Here is a 17,439-nt window from a genome sequence, read left to right on the forward strand (position 1 = left end):
ATCATCATGACATCCAGACGAGATTTTTTTAAGTTTGCCGGCATCGCAGGTGGCGCTGTTGCGGCGAGCTCGGTCAGCCGTGTGGCGATGGCCGCCCTGCCTGAACCTGTCATCCAGACCAGTGCGAGCACCATGGCACCGCTGGTACCCAACTCAGGCCGGCCCTACAACCCTGTGGTCACGCTCAATGGCTGGACGCTCCCGTGGCGGATGAACCAGGGCGTCAAAGAGTTCCACCTCGTGGCCGAGCCTGTGGTGCGCGAGATGGCGCCCGGCATGAAGGCCCATCTGTGGGGCTACAACGGTCAGAGCCCCGGCCCCACGATCGAAGTGGTCGAAGGCGACCGCGTGCGCATATTCGTCACCAACAAATTGCCCGAGCACACCAGCATCCACTGGCATGGCCAGCGCCTGCCCAATGGTATGGACGGTGTGACCGGGCTGACGCAACCCGCCATCGAGTCCGGCAAGACCTTCGTGTACGAGTTCGTCGCACGCCGGCCAGGCACGTTCATGTACCACCCGCATGCGGACGAGATGGTGCAGATGGCCATGGGCATGATGGGCTTCTGGGTCACGCACCCGAAGGACAAGCATCCCTTGATCGACGTGGTGCAGAGAGACTTCTGCTTCCTGCTGAGCGCCTACGACATCGAGCCTGGCGCTGCGACCCCCAAGGTTGCCGAGATGACGGACTTCAACCTGTGGACATGGAACAGCCGCGTCTTTCCTGGCATCGATTCCCTGAACGTTCGGCTCAACGACAAGGTGCGCGTTCGCATAGGCAATCTCACGATGACCAATCACCCGATGCACTTGCATGGGCACGAGTTCGTGGTCACCGGCACCGACGGCGGGCCGACACCCAAGAGCACGCGCTGGCATGAAGTGACCGCCGACGTGGCCGTCGGACAGATGCGCCAGATCGAGTTCGTGGCAGACGAGGAAGGCGACTGGGCCTTCCACTGCCACAAGAGCCATCACACGATGAACGCGATGGGGCACGACGTTCCCACGCTCATCGGCGTGGATCACACCGGCCTCGCCAGGAAGGTCAACAAGCTCATCCCCGACTACATGGTCATGGGCGAGCGCGGAATGGCAGACATGGCAGAGATGGAAATGCCCATTCCAGACAACACCGTGCCCATGATGACGGGACAAGGACCGTTCGGCTCGGTGGAGATGGGCGGCATGTTCAGCGTGCTCAAGGTACGCCGTGACCAGAAGCCGGGCGACTACAAGGATCCGGGCTGGTACAAGCATCCGGCAGGCACGGTGGCGCATGAGTACACCGGCCCATTGGCGGAGCCAGCCCGCTTCAGCGCAGAAGGCGGTCAGTCCATGCCGCGCGAGCGCAAGCCGGCAACGCCGACCGAAGTCAAGGTACGCAAGCCCACTTCGCATGGCGAGCATTGAGTTTCCCCTTCCATTTTCAACGAGAGACCACCCATGAAATTCACACGAACCACCATCTCGCAATTCTTCGCCATGGCTGCACTGGCCACATCGGGGGCGGCCTTCGCCAGCGGCAACCATGCGGGCGGTCACGGCCATGATGAGGGTGGCGAGACGGCCATTGGCAAGCCTGGTGTCGCCACCAAGGCCAGTCGCACCATCACCATCGAAATGAGCGACAACATGCGTTACACGCCCTCAAACATTCAGGTCAAGCAGGGCGAGACCGTTCGCTTCATCGTCAAGAACGCCGGCAAGGTCAAGCATGAACTCAGCTTGGGCACCGAGAAGGAACTGCTTGAGCATCTGGAGCAGATGCGGAAATTCCCGGACATGGAGCACGACGAGCCCGGCAAGGTCACGCTGCAGCCTGGAAAGCAAGGCGAGATCGTCTGGCAGTTCACCAAAGCTGGCGGTGTGAACTTCGCCTGCCTGATTCCCGGCCACTACGAAGCTGGCATGAAGGGCCTCGTTCAGGTCAGCAAGAAGTAGAACCACGCCGCTTCATCAAGGGGATGCACGGTGACTGTGTCGGCTCTCCCACGTCCTGCTGATCCGCAAGGCGGATCAGCAGACATTTTTCAACTCGCGCCCGTGAGGTAGTCATGAACAGCTTCAAGCAATTTCTCTCCGTTTCCGCCGTCGCGCTCGGCATTTTCCTGCCCATGAGCGGGATGGCCCAGACCACATCCGAATCGCCCAAGGCACAGGCCTCTCAACAAGCGTCGCTGACCGACGGTGAGATCAGGAAGGTGGACCTGGACAACGGCAAGGTCACCATCAAGCATGGCGATATCAAGCACCTGGACATGCCGGGAATGACCATGGTCTTTACCGTTCGTGACAAGGGCCAGCTCACCAACCTTAAGCCCGGCGACAAGGTCAAATTCATGGTCATCCAGGAAGGCGGGAAGATGATCGTCACCGACATCCAGCCCGTGCGCTGAGCAAGGTCACAACCGCACCATGCCGCCGGACGCGGCTGCCCGAGTCCATCCACGGCCAGAAGGAAGCATCATGATTCACATTCGCCATTCCCTGATCGGTTTCTGTGTCGCCGCCGCCTCCATGGGTGTGCTGGCACAAGGCTCCGACGAGCACAAGGACCACCACCCGGCGGACGCTGCCGCCCCAGCAGCTACCGCGGCACCGGCTCCTTCGGCGGCATTGCCATCGCCCGGCCAGGCCATGGGCTCGGGCGACATGGCCGCCATGGATCGGCACATGCGGGCCATGCAGGCCATGCACGAGAAGATGGCAGCCGCCAAGACGCCCCAGGAGCGCCAGGCGTTGATGGCCGAACACATGAAGACCATGCAGGACGGCATGCGCATGATGAAGTCGATGCACGGCCAGATGGCATCGGGCAACCCACCCGCCGGTATGGCTGGCATGCAGCACGACCCGCAGATGATGGAAAAGCGCATGGCCATGATGGAGTCGATGATGCAGATGATGATGGATCGAATGTCCATGCCGCAAACCCCCACTCCCGGCACAAAGTGAGGAGGCCGTCATGACCCATGACCATGCATCCCATCCGCAGAGTGTGCAGACCGGCGGGTTCTGGCGCTCGCGCTATGCCATCGGCCTGCTCGTGTTCGGCGCCGTCGCCGGCTACTTCCTATGGACCGAGCACCGCGCCCACCTGGAGCAATGGTGGCCCTATGCCCTGCTGCTGGCCTGCCCGCTGATGCATGTCTTCATGCACAAAGGCCATGGTAGCCATAGCGGGCACGGTGGTGGCTCCGGCGCACCCGACCAGCGAACAGGTCAAGACACCAACGGGAGCTGAGGCCATGGAGCACACAGAACCGTCGTATGGCCTGTGGACTCTGGTGGTGGTCAACGTGGCGATCTTCATCATGTTTGCCTTCAGCTTCTTCAAGCCGGCCAGCGCGCGTGACTGGCGCAGTTTCGGGGCGTTCACGGCCTTCATCGTTGCGCTGTTTGTGGAGATGTATGGTTTCCCGCTGACCATCTACTTCCTGTCGGGCTGGCTGGGCCAGAAGTTCCCCGGCGTGGACCTGCTGAGCCACAACGCCGGCCATCTGCTGGAACTGCAGTTCGGCTGGGGTGGCGATCCTCACCTTGGACCTTTCCATCTTCTCAGCTACCTGTTCATTGGCGGCGGCTTCTGGCTGCTGGCCGAGGCTTGGCCCGTGCTCTATGAGGCCCAGCGGCAGGGGCGGCTGGCGCACACCGGTGTCTACGCCCGTGTGCGGCATCCGCAGTACATCGCTTTCGTCCTGATCATGTTCGGATTCCTTCTGCAGTGGCCGACCTTGCTGACGCTGTTGATGTTCCCGGTGTTGGTGCTGATGTATGCCCGCCTGGCGCACAACGAGGAGCAGGAAAGTGCACGCCGTTTTGGACAGGACTGGGAGGAGTATGCGCAGCGCGTGCCGCGTTTCATTCCGCGTTGGAGCGCAAGGGCGCAGCCTTGAGTAATGCATCCGACGACAGGAATATGGCTGCAAGCATGAAACTGGGGGGAAAGCCATGACGTTGAAATCGCTGGCCCTGGGGGTAGCAGGATTGCTGATCGCGCTGTTGGTCGCAGGGGCGGGTTACTTCTCCCTGCGCGCCACCGACCGGCAAGCGGCAGCGCCGCACAGACTGCGTCCCGGTGATCCCCAGGTGCTGCACGTTGGTGCCCGCATCTACGCCCAGCAGTGCGCGGCCTGCCATGGTGCCAAGGGCGAGGGCCAACCCGACTGGCGGGACCGCGGGCCCGATGGCCTTCTGCCAGCGCCGCCGCATGACGCGAGCGGCCACACCTGGCACCACCCGGACGAGCAGCTGTTCGCCATCACCAAGCAGGGACTGGCACGGCTCATCAATCAGCCCGACTACCGCACGGCCATGCCGGCCTATGACGGCGTGCTGAGTGACGATGAGATCGTGGCCGTGCTGTCATGGATCAAGGCGCAGTGGCCGCCCGAGGTACGGCAGCGTCACGATGAGATCAATGTCCAGTACCGCAAGTCTTTGTCTCAATAGCCAACCTAACGCGGGACGCGTACGGGCCATAAGCGTCCACCAAGAAATGTGCTTGACCTTTCCATGATGGCAAGGTCAAAAATCAAGTCAACTCAAAGAAGGGCATGGATATGAATCATCACTCGCATCACCACGGCCTCACTGCAGGCGCACAGGTTCCAGCGGGAATTATCTATACCTGCCCCATGCACCCGGAGGTACGGCAAGACCAGCCAGGGCATTGCCCCAAATGCCAGATGAACCTGGTGCCCGAGGACGAGGTACATGGGGGCCACCATCACTTGCATGGACATGGGGGCGCCCTGGACCATCCGCCGCCAGAGGTCGCTGCCGAGCCGGTAGCGGCAGTGCCGGCCGGCACCATCTACACCTGCCCCATGCACCCCGAAGTGCAGCAGGATCATCCCGGCAACTGTCCCAAATGCGGAATGACGCTGGAGCCGATCATTCCGCTGGATGAAGAGGACAACAGCGAGTTGAAGGATTTTCAGCGGCGCTTCTGGTGGACGCTGCCGCTTACTGTGATCGTCACGATTCTTGCGATGTGGGGCCATCGCCTTGGCTTGTTCAGCATGGCAACGCAGACCTGGGTCGAATTGTTGCTGTCGCTCCCCGTCGTGCTCTGGACCGGATGGCCATTCTTCGTGCGGGGCTGGCAGTCGATCGTCCACCGCAGCCCGAACATGTGGACCTTGATCGGCCTGGGAACGGCCGCGGCATTCGTCTACAGCGTTGTTGCCACGGTGACCCCGGGTGTGTTTCCCGAATCGTTCATGGCGATGGGTCGCGTCGCCGTGTACTTCGAGGCCGCGGTGGTCATTATTTCGCTGACCATGCTGGGCCAGATCATCGAGCTGAAAGCCCGCTCCCAAACATCGGCCGCGATCAAGTCCCTGCTGGGGTTGGCGCCGAAGACCGCCCGGCGCATCAATGCGGACGGCAGTGAAGAAGATGTGCCTCTCAACCACGTACACGTAGGCGATCTGCTGCGCGTGCGTCCCGGCGAGAAGATTCCGGTCGATGGCACGGTCACCGAAGGCAGCAGCGCGGTCGATGAGTCCATGCTGACCGGTGAACCAGTACCTGTGACCAAGCGGGTTGGCGACAAGCTGATCGGAGCTACCCTCAACACCAACGGTGCGCTGATCATGCAGTCCGAGAAAGTCGGCGCGGCCACCATGCTGTCGCAGATCGTCCAGATGGTCGCGTCTGCCCAGCGCTCCAAGGCCCCCATGCAACGCATGGCCGACGTGGTGGCGGGCAAGTTCGTCATGGTGGTCGTACTGGTCGCCATCGCCACGTTCTTTGTCTGGGGTCTGTTCGGGCCGGAGCCTAGCTGGGTGTTCGGGCTGATCAACGCGGTGGCTGTGCTGATCATTGCCTGCCCGTGCGCGTTGGGCTTGGCCACGCCGATGTCGGTGATGGTCGCCACCGGCCGCGCCGCGACGCAGGGCGTGCTGTTTCGCGATGCTGGCGCGATCGAGAAGATGCGCGAGGTGGACACCCTGATCGTGGACAAGACCGGCACGCTCACGGAAGGCAGACCCGCGTTCGATACAGCCATTGCGGCTCCGGGCTTCACGCCCGATGAAGTGCTGAGGCTGGCAGCCAGTCTGGACCAGGGCAGCGAGCACCCGCTGGCAGACGCGATCGTCAGCGCTGCGCGAGCCAAGGGCTTGCAACTGGCCAAGCCCTCTGATTTCGAGTCGGGCAGCGGCATCGGCGTGCGCGGAACGGTGGAGGGACGGCGCCTGGCATTGGGCAATACGGCACTGATGGAGCAGGAAGGAGTGGCGGTTTCTGCACTGCGTCCCGACGGAGAACGGTTGCGCGGTGAAGGCGCCAGCATCATGCACTTGGCCGTAGACGGCGTGTTCGCGGGCATCCTGGCCGTGACCGACCCCATCAAGGTCAGTACGCCCGATGCCATCCGAACCCTTCACGCCAGCGGTCTGCGCATCGTAATGGCGACTGGAGATGGACTTACCACAGCCAAGGCCGTGGGGGCCAAGCTCGGCATCGATGAAGTGCACGGCGAGGTCAAACCCGCTGACAAGCTGGCCCTGGTCGAAAAACTGCAACGCGAGGGCCATGTGGTGGCGATGGCTGGCGACGGTATCAACGATGCACCGGCGCTGGCGAAGGCCGACGTGGGCGTGGCCATGGGAACGGGCACCGACGTGGCGATGAACAGCGGGCAAATCACCTTGATCAAGGGCGACCTGCGCGGCATCGCGTCGGCGCGCGAGATCTCCATCGACACGGTACGCAACATGCGGCAGAACCTGCTGTTCGCCTTTGTCTACAACGGCATCGGTGTACCCATCGCGGCTGGCGTGTTCTATCCGTTCACGGGCTGGCTTCTCTCCCCATTGATCGCGGCGCTGGCGATGAGCCTGAGTTCTGCTTCTGTGATTTTCAATGCGCTTCGGTTGCGCGGCGTGAAGTAGCCCAGGATGATTTGGAGCCGCTATCAAGTCGAACAACTCGAAAATCAAGTCTTTAGATTGATTGACATCAATTTCACAACACAATCACCTGGCTAACATATCCTCATGATCTGCTTTAGACGCATCGTCACGCAATGGGGCCGCTGGATTGCCAGCGGTCTCGTCGTGACCTTGCTCTTTTCGCAGGTCGCATTGGCGATGTATGCCTGCCCCAAACTGGACTCGGACACGCACGTCGCATCAATGCAGATGGCAGGCATGGCCATGGAGGATGCCGCCAGCATGTCCGGTATGCCGGACTGCCACGCCATGCCGGGAACCATGGACGGTGAGGCGCCGCAGTTGTGCCGAGCACATTGCAGCGGCGATGGCAAGCCGGTGCCTTCATTGCAAGGCTTGGACGTCCAGAGTCTCGCTGCCCAGGCGGTCTGGTTCGCGTACATGCTTCCGGCCGTGATCGAATCCCACGCGGCAGCCGGGCAGCACGTCGCCTATGTCCCGCCCGACCATCGAGCGGGCTTTCCGCCGATCTACCTCACGCTCCAAGTCCTGCGGAATTGACACGCCGATCCGTGCTCGCCGCGCACCGATGCGGCAGACCACGTGATTTCGTGAACACCAATTCCGAGGACAACCATGTTTACTCCCTTTTTTGGCGCCCCCGAGGGGCGCCCGTCGGCGTACGGCCGAGGCACAACGCCGGCCTCGATGCGAGTGCATCGTCTGAAAGCTATCAGCATCGCGTTGGCGGGCAGTGCGCTTGTCTCGCCTGTAGCCTACGCCCTCGATTTTGCTGAGGCACGCCTTATCGCGGAGCAGCAGAGCCCACGCATAAGCGCGCAGCAGTTGCAGGTTAACGTCGCCGAATCCGTGCAGAAGGCAGCAGGCTCGCTGCCCGACCCCAAGCTCTCGCTCGGCATCGAAAACTACCCCATCAGCGGCATGGATCGCTGGAGCATGACGCGCGAATCCATGACGATGCAGCGCTTGGCGCTCATGCAGGAAGTGCCCAACAGGGCCAAGCGCGACGCCCAGGTCGCCAGCGCGCAGGCGCGTGTGGATCGAGAACGCGCGGCGCTGGTTTTGCAGCGATTGCAGATCCGCCAGGAACTCAGCCTGGCGTGGATCGCCGCGCAGGCGGTGGAGCAACGGGAGATACTGCTGACGGAACTGCTCGCGGAGAACCAGCGCCTGCAAGACAGTCTCCCCGCTCGCGTCGCCGGCGGCACCGCCCAGGCTGGCGATCTGTTGGTCGCGCAACAGGAGGCGCTGACACTCACGGACCGCCGTGACGATCTACAGCGGGACCGGGCCAAGGCCAGGGCCGCGTTGCGGCGCTGGGTGGGCTCCAGGGCCGACGAAGCACTGCAAGGCGATCCAGGCCCGCTCACTCGCCCCGTCGCGCAACTGCGCACAGAACTGGCGAATCACGCGGAGCTTGAACTCTATCCGGCGATGCAAAGCATGGCCCGGGCCGAGTCCCGCGAAGCCCAATCAGAGACCCGCGGCGATTGGGCCTGGGAGATAGCCTATAGCCGGCGTGATCGCCGATGGGGCGACATGGTGTCATTTCAGGTGACATTCGATCTGCCTTGGCAGAAGGATCGACGCCAAGTGCCCATGATCGAGGCAAAACGGCACGAGTTGGAACGTCTGGACGCCGAACGCGAAGACGTGGCGCGGCGGCATTTGCAGGAGCTGGACGACAGCGCCGCCGAACTCCAAGCGTTGAACAGCCAGATCGACCGCCTGCAGACCGCCGGCTTGCAACTGGTACGGAACCGAGCGGCACTTGCATTGAGCAACTACCGATCCGCCAAGGGGGACCTGAGCGCTGTGCTCAGTGCACGCGCCCAGGTGCTGGAGACGCGCATGCGTCTGATCGACCTCGGAGCGCAGCGCGACAGCCTCGTCGCCCGACTGAACAGCCTGATCGCGGACTGAGTGGAGACCCTCGCCATGAACACCTCTTCGAGAAACATCCTTGCCGGCTTGACGCTGATTGCTGCCGGTATTGCCGTTGGATGGAGCGTCGCCCAATGGCGCGCCGGCCACCTCAGCGGCTCCGCCGCTGCCACCATTGCAAGTGCTCCGACCGAGCGCAAGGTGCTGTATTGGTACGACCCGATGGTGCCGACCCAGAAGTTCGACAAGCCCGGCAAATCGCCCTACATGGACATGGAGTTGATGCCGAAGTACGCAGATGAAGACACTCAGGACAGCACGGGCCTGAGCGTGTCGGCGCAAGCGGTGCAAGCCCTGGGCCTGCGTATAGCCGAAGTCGTGCAGGGCAAGATCGGCGCAGATGTGAACGTCGTGGGCACCGTGCTGCTCAACGACCGCGACGTAAGCATCGTGCAGGCGCGGACCGCTGGCTTCGTCGAGCGTGTCTATGCACGGGCTGCGGGCGACGTGATCGCAGCAGGGGCACCGCTGGCTGACCTATTGCTGCCGGAGTGGATCGCCGCACAGCGCGAGTTTCTCTCGGTTCGCGCGATGGGCGACGCACCGTTGACCGCAGCTGCCAGCCAACGGCTGCTGCTGCTCGGCATGCCGCAAGCCCTGATCGCCCAGGTGGAGCGCACAGGCGAGCCCAAGGGGCTGTACACGGTCACAACACCTCAAGGCGGCTTGGTGGCCGAACTGATGGTGCGTCAGGGCATGACGGTTTCCGCCGGGGAAAGCTTGGCCCGGGTGAATGGCTTGGCCACGGTGTGGATCGAAGCGGCCGTCCCCGAAGCACAAAGCGGGCCATTGGAGGTCGGCCAAACGGCGCAGGTCCGGCTGGCGGCGTTTCCCGGTGAAGTGCTCCAGGCGCGCATCGTGAGCATCCTGCCCGAAGCCAACCGCGACACCCGTACGGTGCGAGTGCGGCTTGAAATGGCCAATCCCGGCCAGCGCCTGAAGGCCGGCATGTCCGGCCAGATCGCGCTCAAAGGCAACGAACAGCCCGCGCTGCTTGTTCCCAGCGAGGCGGTCATCCGCACCGGCAAGCGCGCACTGGCCTATGTGGTCGATGGACCCGGCAAGTTCCATCCCGTGGAGGTCCAGGTGGGCGCGGAGGTAGGCGATCAACTGGTGGTCAACGGCGGGCTCGCGGCGGGACAGCAGGTGGTGGCCTCGGCGCAGTTCCTTATCGATTCGGAAGCCAGCCTGCGGGGCGTGCTGCCTGCAGGTGCCGCGGCGTCCGCGCCTGCATCGCCGCACAACGGGCACGGCACCTCGTCGCCAACGGCCGCGGCCACCAACGCTTTCGTGGTGCGCGGCGTGATCGAGGAGATGTCGCCCACCGAGCTGACGCTGGCGCACGAGGCCGTGCCAGCCCTCCAATGGCCGGCCATGACCATGGGCTTCAAGCTGAGCAGCCCGCAGCTCGCCGCGGGTCTTTCGGTTCGGCAGCAGGTGCGATTCACCTTCTCCAAGCAAGGTGAGGACTACGTGATCACGGCCATCGAAAAGGTGCAGCCATGATCGCCAAGCTGATTCGATGGTCGGTGGCCAATCGCTTCCTGGTGCTGCTGGCCACCGCCATGCTCACGGCATGGGGCGTGTGGGGCGTTCGCAGCACGCCCGTGGATGCGCTGCCGGACTTGTCAGACGTGCAGGTCATCATTCGCACCAACTACCCAGGACAGGCGCCGCAGATCGTCGAGAACCAGGTCACCTACCCGTTGGCCACCACCATGCTGTCGGTGCCAGGGGCCAAGACCGTGCGCGGCTTCTCGTTCTTTGGCGACTCGTTCGTCTATGTCTTGTTCGAGGACGGAACCGACCTGTACTGGGCCCGCTCACGGGTACTGGAATACCTGAACCAGGTCCAGGGCCGATTGCCCGCCACGGCGAAGCCGGCCCTGGGTCCGGACGCCACAGGCGTCGGCTGGATCTTCCAGTACGCGCTCGTGGATCGCACGGGCAAGAACGATCTGGCGCAACTGCGTGCGTTGCAGGACTGGTTCCTGAAGTTCGAACTCAAGAGCCTGCCCAACGTGGCCGAGGTGGCATCGGTGGGGGGCATGGTCAAGCAGTACCAGGTCGTGCTCGACCCGATCAAGTTGGCGTCCTATGGCCTCAGTCAGGCTCAAGTCCGCGATGCCCTGATGGCGGCCAACCAGGAGACCGGCGGCTCCGTCCTGGAATTGTCAGGCGCGGAGTACATGGTCCGCGCGAGCGGATACCTCAAGACCCTGGACGAGTTCCGGGAGATCCCCTTGACGGCACGCGGCGGTGTGCCGGTGCGGCTGGGGGATGTGGCGATGCTCCAGATAGGCCCGGAGATGCGGCGTGGCATTGCGGAACTCGACGGAGAAGGCGAGGTCGCCGGCGGCGTGGTGGTGCTGCGCTCCGGCAAGAATGCCCAGGAGACGATCGCTGCCGTCAAGGCCAAGCTGGCGGAGCTGCAGGGCAGCCTGCCGCCGGGCGTCGAGATCGTCACCACCTACGACCGCAGCGCGCTGATCGAGCGGGCCATTCGCAATCTCACGACCAAGCTGGGCGAAGAGTTTCTGGTGGTGGCGCTGGTCTGCGCACTGTTCCTTTGGCATCTTCGTTCTGCGCTGGTGGCCATCATCTCGCTACCTCTGGGCGTGATGACGGCGTTCCTGGTCATGCGCTACCAGGGCATCAACGCCAACATCATGTCGCTGGGGGGGATTGCCATCGCCGTGGGGGCGATGGTGGATGCAGCGGTGGTGATGATCGAGAACGCCCACAAGAAGCTGGAGGCTTGGCAGCACGCGCACCCGAATCAACGACTGCAGGGCAAGGAACGGTGGGACGTGATCACACAGGCCGCGGAGGAAGTCGGTCCTGCGCTCTTCTTCTCGCTGCTCATCATCACGCTCTCGTTCATCCCGGTCTTCACCCTAGAAGCGCAGGAAGGCCGGCTGTTCGGCCCGCTGGCATTCACCAAGACCTACGCGATGGCTGCGGCCGCAGGGCTGTCGGTGACGCTGATTCCCGTACTCATGGGCTACTGGATTCGCGGGCGTATCCCAGATGAGCAGAAGAACCCCATTACCCGCATCCTGATTGCAGCCTACCGGCCAGCACTGGAGTGGGTACTGCGCCGGCCCAAGGCGACGCTGCTGATCGCCGTGCTGGCCTTGGCGACCACGGCCTGGCCCTTGGCGCGGCTCGGCGGTGAGTTTCTGCCGAGGTTGGACGAAGGGGACCTGCTCTACATGCCCTCGGCCCTGCCGGGACTCTCGGCGCAGCGCGCCACGGAGTTGCTGCAGCTGAGCAACCGCATGATCAAGACCGTACCTGAAGTGGACAAGGTGTTCGGCAAGGCAGGACGGGCCGAAACTGCGACCGATCCGGCGCCCCTGGAGATGTTCGAGACCACGGTGAAGCTCAAGCCCAGGGAACAATGGCGTCCAGGCATGACGCCCGAGAAGCTCGTGGAAGAGCTGGATCGTGCCGTGAAGATCCCGGGCCTGTCCAATATATGGATTCCCCCTATCCGCAATCGCATCGATATGCTGGCTACCGGCATCAAGAGCCCGATCGGGGTGAAGGTGACTGGCAACGACCTGGGCGTGATCGATCGCATCGCTGCAGAGGTCGAGCAGGTCGCCAAGGGCATTCCCGGCGTGACGTCATCACTCGCGGAGCGCTTGACGGGCGGGCGCTACGTGGATGTTCAGATCGATCGCGTAGCCGCCGGTCGCTACGGCCTGAACATCGCCGATATCCAGGCGGTCATCGCCGGCGCGGTGGGTGGCGAAAACGTCTCGGAGACGGTCGAGGGGCTTGCCCGCTTTCCGATCAATCTGCGCTACGCGCGAGAATGGCGTGATTCACCACAACGGCTGGCAGAACTCCCCATCTTCACGCCGATGGGTCAGCAGATTACGTTGGGGACCGTGGCACGCATCGCGATCACCGATGGGCCGCCCATGCTCAAGAGCGAGAACGCACGGCCCTCCGGTTGGGTCTATGTCGATGTGCGCGGCCGTGATCTAGCCTCGGTGGCCAATGAACTGCGCGATGCCATCGGGCAGCAGGTCAAGCTGGAGCCGGGTGTGAGCATCACCTACTCCGGGCAGTTCGAATACATGGAGCGGGCCAATGCACGCCTGAAGGTTGTGGTGCCTGCCACCCTGTTGATCATCTTCGTTCTGTTGTACCTGACCTTCGCGCGTGTGGACGAAGCGGGCTTGATCATGGCGACTTTGCCCTTCGCGCTCACGGGGGGCATCTGGTTCCTGTACCTGCTGAATTACAACCTGTCCATCGCCACCGGCGTGGGATTCATCGCGCTGGCAGGTGTGGCGGCGGAGTTCGGCGTGGTGATGCTCATCTATCTGAAGCAGGCCTTGGCGGAACGTTGCCCCGATGGACGCGAACCGACGCGAGAAGAACTGCTCGATGCGATCCGGGAAGGGGCGGTGCTGCGCGTGCGCCCAAAAGCGATGACCGTTGCGGTCATCCTGGCGGGCCTGGTACCCATTGTTTGGAGCAGCGGCACGGGCTCTGAAGTCATGAGCCGCATAGCAGCCCCGATGCTCGGCGGGATGGTGACCGCACCGTTGCTGTCGCTGTTCGTGATTCCGGCTGCCTACCTGCTGATGCGTAAGCCACGCTAACGTTGCAACGCGGCAGGGCCTCACGACGAGGCCCTGCTGGACGCGAGGGATCAAGCCGCCCGCGCAGAAGCCGGGAGCATTTCTCTCTGGCAAGGACTTCCTATTGCATTGATCTTTACAAGAAAATAATCATCTGCTCATCACTCTGTCAGGGGTGACCTGAACAATGGTTAAGCAATTCATGCATTCAATCTTGGGGCACTGATCCATGGAATTGCGACACCTTCGTTGTTTTGTAGCCCTAGCAGAAGAGTTGCATTTCACCCGAGCGGCGGAGCGCCTGCATATCGAGCAACCCCCGCTGTCCCGAGCCATCAAGGAACTTGAGGATGAGTTAGGAGTGGTGCTCTTCGATCGAAATCGACGTGGAACTCTGCTGACCTCCGCGGGCGTCGCCTTTCTGCAGGACGTTCGCAGATTGTTTACCGTATTGGAACAAGCACGGGAGAACGTCAAAGCGGTAGCAGCGGGCTCACAAGGGAGCCTGCGCATCGCCGTATCCGACGGCGCGATTGATCCTCGGCTGTCGGCGTTCCTGGCCCATTGTCGCGAGGAAGAGCCGGAGATCGAGATTCGCCTGTCCGAAGTGCCCTTGGCCGAGCAAGTGCGAGGACTCCGATCAGGCGACTTCACCATCGGATTTGCGCACGCTGCCGATGTGGGCGAAGGCATCGTGGCCGAAACAATCTGGCAGGATCCATTGGTGGTCGCGATGCCTCCTAGGCACCCGCTGTTGTCGCACAAGAAGATTCCCCTGCACGAACTCGCCTGCCATCCTCTGGTGCTGTGCAACCCACAGGTATGCGAAGGCTACTGCCGTGAACTGGCCCGGCTCTTGCGGCCGCTGGAACGTGAACCCAACGTCGCTGAGCAGGTGTCTTCGCTCGACATGATGCTCACCTTGGTTGGCGCAGGCTATGGTGTCGGCTTCACAACCGCGGCCAGGATCGCAGTCAGCCAGCGTCCTGATGTCGTAGTCCGTCCCCTGGCCGTTGATTCGGCGGTGATCACCACCTATCTGCTTCGGCCCGATAGCGACGACTTGCCGGAGGCGCTGGAGCGATTTATCGTGCGCCTGCGCGAACACTCGGGTGACTGAGGGAAGGTGCTGCCCTTCGGAACGCTCGATCTCAGGCCTCGGTTGGATTGCGAAGATTGCTTTCCGTTGCCGCGATCAATTCGGCCGCACTGATCTTGAGCGCCATGGAAATTTTAAGTATGAGGGGGAGCGTGGGTACATGCTCGCCACGCTCGATCTTGCCCATGTGCGAGCGCGAAATGCCTGCCAGGGCTGCGAACTCGTCTTGAGCGATTGCTTGAGCGACACGCGCTGCGCGTACGGCCTGCCCAAACGCCATTGCTGGAGCGGACTCATACGTAGATGTGCCAGCGGGACGACCTGGCTGAATAGTGGGCTTCTGCATCAGCAGAAGCGTCGAATAATCCGCAAAAATTAACCACGTTAAAGTTATAGACGTTAAACTTCACTCTATTAATTCATGTTGGCTGAACCTGATCTGCTTTTTCGCTTTTATAGGCTCACATGCCCACCGTCATCAGCCAACCTCCCCATCTCAGGCTTGCGATAGCGCCAGGCGTAACGTCATCGAGGCTTTCGGACCTGCTTGCGCTCCAACGCGCCGAAGAGCCAGAGGTCACCATAGCGCTCCTTGAGGTCAGAGGTGACGAGATTCTTGCGGGACTGAAGGATGGCCATTACGACGCAGCGATGTCGCTTCAAGGAGCGACCGATTCGGCTCTCCATACACAACCCTTGTGGATCGAGCACATGGCAGTTGCTATGCCGTTGCGATCCTCTTTGATGGATCACGCCAAGCTCGCGATCGCCGATTTGCTGGATCACCCTGTCTTCCGCTGGCAGGCAGAGAGTTGCCCTTTGCTGGATCAGCGGTTGTCTTCACTTCCTGCGGTGAGGCAGCAGAGCACGCAGTACGTGGCTTCCTTCGAGATGCTGGCGCTCAAGGTCGCCGCAGGCTATGGCGTGGGAATCTCTACGCAATCGCGCATCGAGCGCGCTCACGGATGGGGACTCAGTATGCGATCGCTCGCCGACGGCCCCTACGAGGTCGTGACGTACCTCCAGCGGCCCTACGTACAAGCCACTCCGGCGACCGAGCGGTTCGAGCGCAGAGCGCTGCAGGTTGCAGTTACGATCTGATAGTGACAGGCGAGGCGGGCGCGATCAGCACACTGTCCTGAACCGGCTGCGGTACTCGGCCGGCGTGGTGCCCAGGGTCCTGCGGAATGCGCGGTTGAGCGCGTCAGTGGTATTGAAGCCGCAGGTTGTGGCAATCCGTTCAAGCGGTTCGTCGGTGGTTTCCAACCGATTGCGCGCCATCTCCACGCGCACCGATTCAATGTAAGCGGCCGGCGTCATGTTCAATTCCGTCTTGAAGATGCGGGTCAGTTGCCGATCGCTTACATGTGCCTGTTCGGCCAGTTCCGCGATGCTCATGGGCTTACCGATGCAGCGCATGATGTAGTGGCGCAGCGCATCCATGCGCCGGGTCTTGGACGCCGGTTCCAGCGAGGCACTGAATTGGCTTTGCCCACTCGGGCGCTTTAGGAACATCACCAGTTGGCGCGCCACGCGCAGCGCCAACCGCTCGCCGAAGTCATCGGCGACCAAAGCCAACGCCAGGTCCAGACAGGCGGTCAGGCCGGCGCCGGTCCAGACATCACGGTCGCGGATGAAGATCGGGTCGGCATCCACCTTGACCTCCGGGTGCTCGTCAGCGAGTTGTTGCGCGGTGGACCAATGTGTGGTGACACGACGGCCTTCGAGCAGGCCTGCCGCAGCCAGGACATGCGCGCCCACGCACACGGACGCGAGGCGTCGGGTATGGCCTGCAAGCGCCCTCACAGATACCACCACCGAAGGCGCTACGACGGCGCGCACGCGTCGCTGCGCATCGACCTCGACCGCGCCCGGCACCACGAGGGTGTCGATCCTACGGGGGGCGAGGTCGGCGAATGTCGTATCGGGCAGTACACGCACACCGGCCGAAGTCATGACGGGCGCAAGCGTCGCAGCCGCCAACACCACCTCGTAGCCCGTCGGCTCGTCCATCTCGCGCTGAAGAAGTGAGAACACCTCGGCCGGACCGGTCACGTCCAGCAGATAGACGTGCTCGAACAGCACCATGACGATGAGGCGCTTGATGTTTGCCATGCTGCAAGCTCCGTGGGTGCCCGCGCACCGCAATGTCTGAATCTACATGTTAGATGACATTGCCGACATTCCGCTGCGCTTCTAGCATGACGAGGCGGTCATTTCTGATGGCCGGATCCTCCATTTCCCATTCAAGGAAGTACAACCATGAACTCCTCGACCACGCTGCGCCAGCTCAACGGACTGGACCCCACACCGGCCACGTTAGACGGTGCCACCTTGATCCTCGTGGACTACCAGAACACCTACACGCGCGGCGTCATGGAACTGGCCGGCTGGCAGCCGGCGCTGGCTTCGGCATCTGAACTGTTGACCCGGGCGCGCGCCGCCGGCACCAACAGCATCCATGTCGTTCACGATGGTGGAGAGGGCTCGCCCTACGACCTCGCCGCCAAGATCGGCAGATTCATCCCGCCGTCGCGCCGCTGTCCAACGAGCCCGTGGTCGTCAAGACGGCGCCCAATGCATTCGTCGGCACCGATTTGGGCGAGCGCGTTGAGGCGGCCGGTAACAAACAGGTCATCGTCATGGGATTAATGACTCACATGTGCGTGACGTTCACCGCCGAGGGTGCGTTTCTACGCGGCAACCAGCCCACCGTGGTGGCCGATGCATGCGCGACGCGGCCCATCCGAAGGGGCGTGGTGAATGTGTCGGCCGAGGTGCTGCATGAGGGCGCGTTGGCGACGATTGCCGATCTGTACGCCGTCGTGGTGCGCTCGGGCACATCGTTGCAATAAGGCGAAAT

At 62.6% G+C, this 17,439-nt stretch carries 17 protein-coding genes; 15 read left to right on the forward strand and 2 right to left on the reverse strand.

What is annotated here, in order from left to right:
* The first annotated feature begins 6 nt into the window (after positions 1 to 6).
* The 13 genes from R4823_RS15620 (at position 7) to R4823_RS15680 (ending at position 14,597) form a co-directional block, all read left to right on the forward strand.
* Positions 7 to 1,419: a copper oxidase gene (locus tag R4823_RS15620; RefSeq protein WP_338615353.1), complete on the forward strand. Its 1,413-nt coding sequence runs from the start codon at positions 7 to 9 to the stop codon at positions 1,417 to 1,419.
* Between the two features lie 33 nt (positions 1,420 to 1,452).
* Entirely contained in the window at positions 1,453 to 1,950 is a 498-nt protein-coding gene (locus R4823_RS15625; protein WP_338615354.1) for a cupredoxin family protein, read from the forward strand.
* Between the two features lie 113 nt (positions 1,951 to 2,063).
* Positions 2,064 to 2,405, forward strand: coding sequence for a copper-binding protein (locus R4823_RS15630; protein ID WP_294638342.1), 342 nt, complete (start codon positions 2,064 to 2,066; stop codon positions 2,403 to 2,405).
* A 70-nt stretch (positions 2,406 to 2,475) separates the two neighbouring features.
* On the forward strand, positions 2,476 to 2,964 hold the full coding sequence (locus R4823_RS15635) for a hypothetical protein (protein ID WP_180551015.1): 489 nt from the start codon (positions 2,476 to 2,478) through the stop codon (positions 2,962 to 2,964).
* 10 nt (positions 2,965 to 2,974) lie between these two features.
* Positions 2,975 to 3,253 (forward strand): DUF2933 domain-containing protein, encoded by a 279-nt coding sequence (locus R4823_RS15640; RefSeq protein WP_294638345.1) that lies wholly within the window; start codon positions 2,975 to 2,977, stop codon positions 3,251 to 3,253.
* Positions 3,254 to 3,257: 4 nt separating this feature from the next.
* Positions 3,258 to 3,905, forward strand: coding sequence for an isoprenylcysteine carboxylmethyltransferase family protein (locus R4823_RS15645; RefSeq protein ID WP_294638347.1), 648 nt, complete (start codon positions 3,258 to 3,260; stop codon positions 3,903 to 3,905).
* A 55-nt stretch (positions 3,906 to 3,960) separates the two neighbouring features.
* Positions 3,961 to 4,461, forward strand: coding sequence for a cytochrome c (locus R4823_RS15650; protein ID WP_294638348.1), 501 nt, complete (start codon positions 3,961 to 3,963; stop codon positions 4,459 to 4,461).
* A 110-nt stretch (positions 4,462 to 4,571) separates the two neighbouring features.
* On the forward strand, positions 4,572 to 6,911 hold the full coding sequence (locus R4823_RS15655) for a copper-translocating P-type ATPase (protein WP_294638349.1): 2,340 nt from the start codon (positions 4,572 to 4,574) through the stop codon (positions 6,909 to 6,911).
* Positions 6,912 to 7,016: 105 nt separating this feature from the next.
* Complete coding sequence (locus tag R4823_RS15660; RefSeq protein ID WP_038213825.1) at positions 7,017 to 7,472, forward strand: hypothetical protein; 456 nt, start codon at positions 7,017 to 7,019, stop codon at positions 7,470 to 7,472.
* Between the two features lie 75 nt (positions 7,473 to 7,547).
* Positions 7,548 to 8,855, forward strand: a complete 1,308-nt coding sequence (locus R4823_RS15665; protein ID WP_010791747.1) for a TolC family protein — start codon at positions 7,548 to 7,550, stop codon at positions 8,853 to 8,855.
* Positions 8,856 to 8,870: 15 nt separating this feature from the next.
* Positions 8,871 to 10,382: an efflux RND transporter periplasmic adaptor subunit gene (locus R4823_RS15670; protein WP_038213818.1), complete on the forward strand. Its 1,512-nt coding sequence runs from the start codon at positions 8,871 to 8,873 to the stop codon at positions 10,380 to 10,382.
* Positions 10,379 to 13,498 (forward strand): efflux RND transporter permease subunit, encoded by a 3,120-nt coding sequence (locus R4823_RS15675; RefSeq protein ID WP_270175141.1) that lies wholly within the window; start codon positions 10,379 to 10,381, stop codon positions 13,496 to 13,498. Before R4823_RS15670 ends, R4823_RS15675 begins: the two co-directional genes overlap by 4 nt.
* A gap of 208 nt (positions 13,499 to 13,706) precedes the next feature.
* Positions 13,707 to 14,597 (forward strand): LysR substrate-binding domain-containing protein, encoded by an 891-nt coding sequence (locus tag R4823_RS15680; protein WP_196995157.1) that lies wholly within the window; start codon positions 13,707 to 13,709, stop codon positions 14,595 to 14,597.
* 31 nt (positions 14,598 to 14,628) lie between these two features.
* Here the strand turns inward: R4823_RS15680 and R4823_RS15685 are convergent, their stop codons facing one another.
* Entirely contained in the window at positions 14,629 to 14,922 is a 294-nt protein-coding gene (locus R4823_RS15685; RefSeq protein ID WP_035624306.1) for a helix-turn-helix transcriptional regulator, read from the reverse strand.
* 119 nt (positions 14,923 to 15,041) lie between these two features.
* Here R4823_RS15685 and R4823_RS15690 point away from each other — a divergent pair, with 119 nt between their 5' ends.
* On the forward strand, positions 15,042 to 15,677 hold the full coding sequence (locus tag R4823_RS15690; RefSeq protein WP_035624309.1) for a LysR substrate-binding domain-containing protein: 636 nt from the start codon (positions 15,042 to 15,044) through the stop codon (positions 15,675 to 15,677).
* Positions 15,678 to 15,701: 24 nt separating this feature from the next.
* Here R4823_RS15690 and R4823_RS15695 read toward each other — a convergent pair whose 3' ends face one another.
* The gene (locus R4823_RS15695; RefSeq protein ID WP_009516242.1) at positions 15,702 to 16,691 is read right to left on the reverse strand and encodes a helix-turn-helix domain-containing protein; all 990 of its coding nucleotides are present in this window, start codon (positions 16,689 to 16,691) and stop codon (positions 15,702 to 15,704) included.
* A 404-nt stretch (positions 16,692 to 17,095) separates the two neighbouring features.
* On the opposite strand from R4823_RS15695, the gene R4823_RS15700 reads away from it, so the two are divergent.
* Positions 17,096 to 17,431 carry an isochorismatase family protein gene (locus R4823_RS15700; RefSeq protein ID WP_244889981.1) on the forward strand — a complete coding sequence of 112 codons (336 nt, stop codon included), beginning with the start codon at positions 17,096 to 17,098 and terminating at the stop codon, positions 17,429 to 17,431.
* The last annotated feature ends 8 nt before the right edge of the window (positions 17,432 to 17,439 follow it).

The sequence above is a fragment of the Pigmentiphaga sp. CHJ604 genome (assembly GCF_036972535.1).
GTDB lineage: Bacteria > Pseudomonadota > Gammaproteobacteria > Burkholderiales > Burkholderiaceae_B > Pigmentiphaga > Pigmentiphaga daeguensis.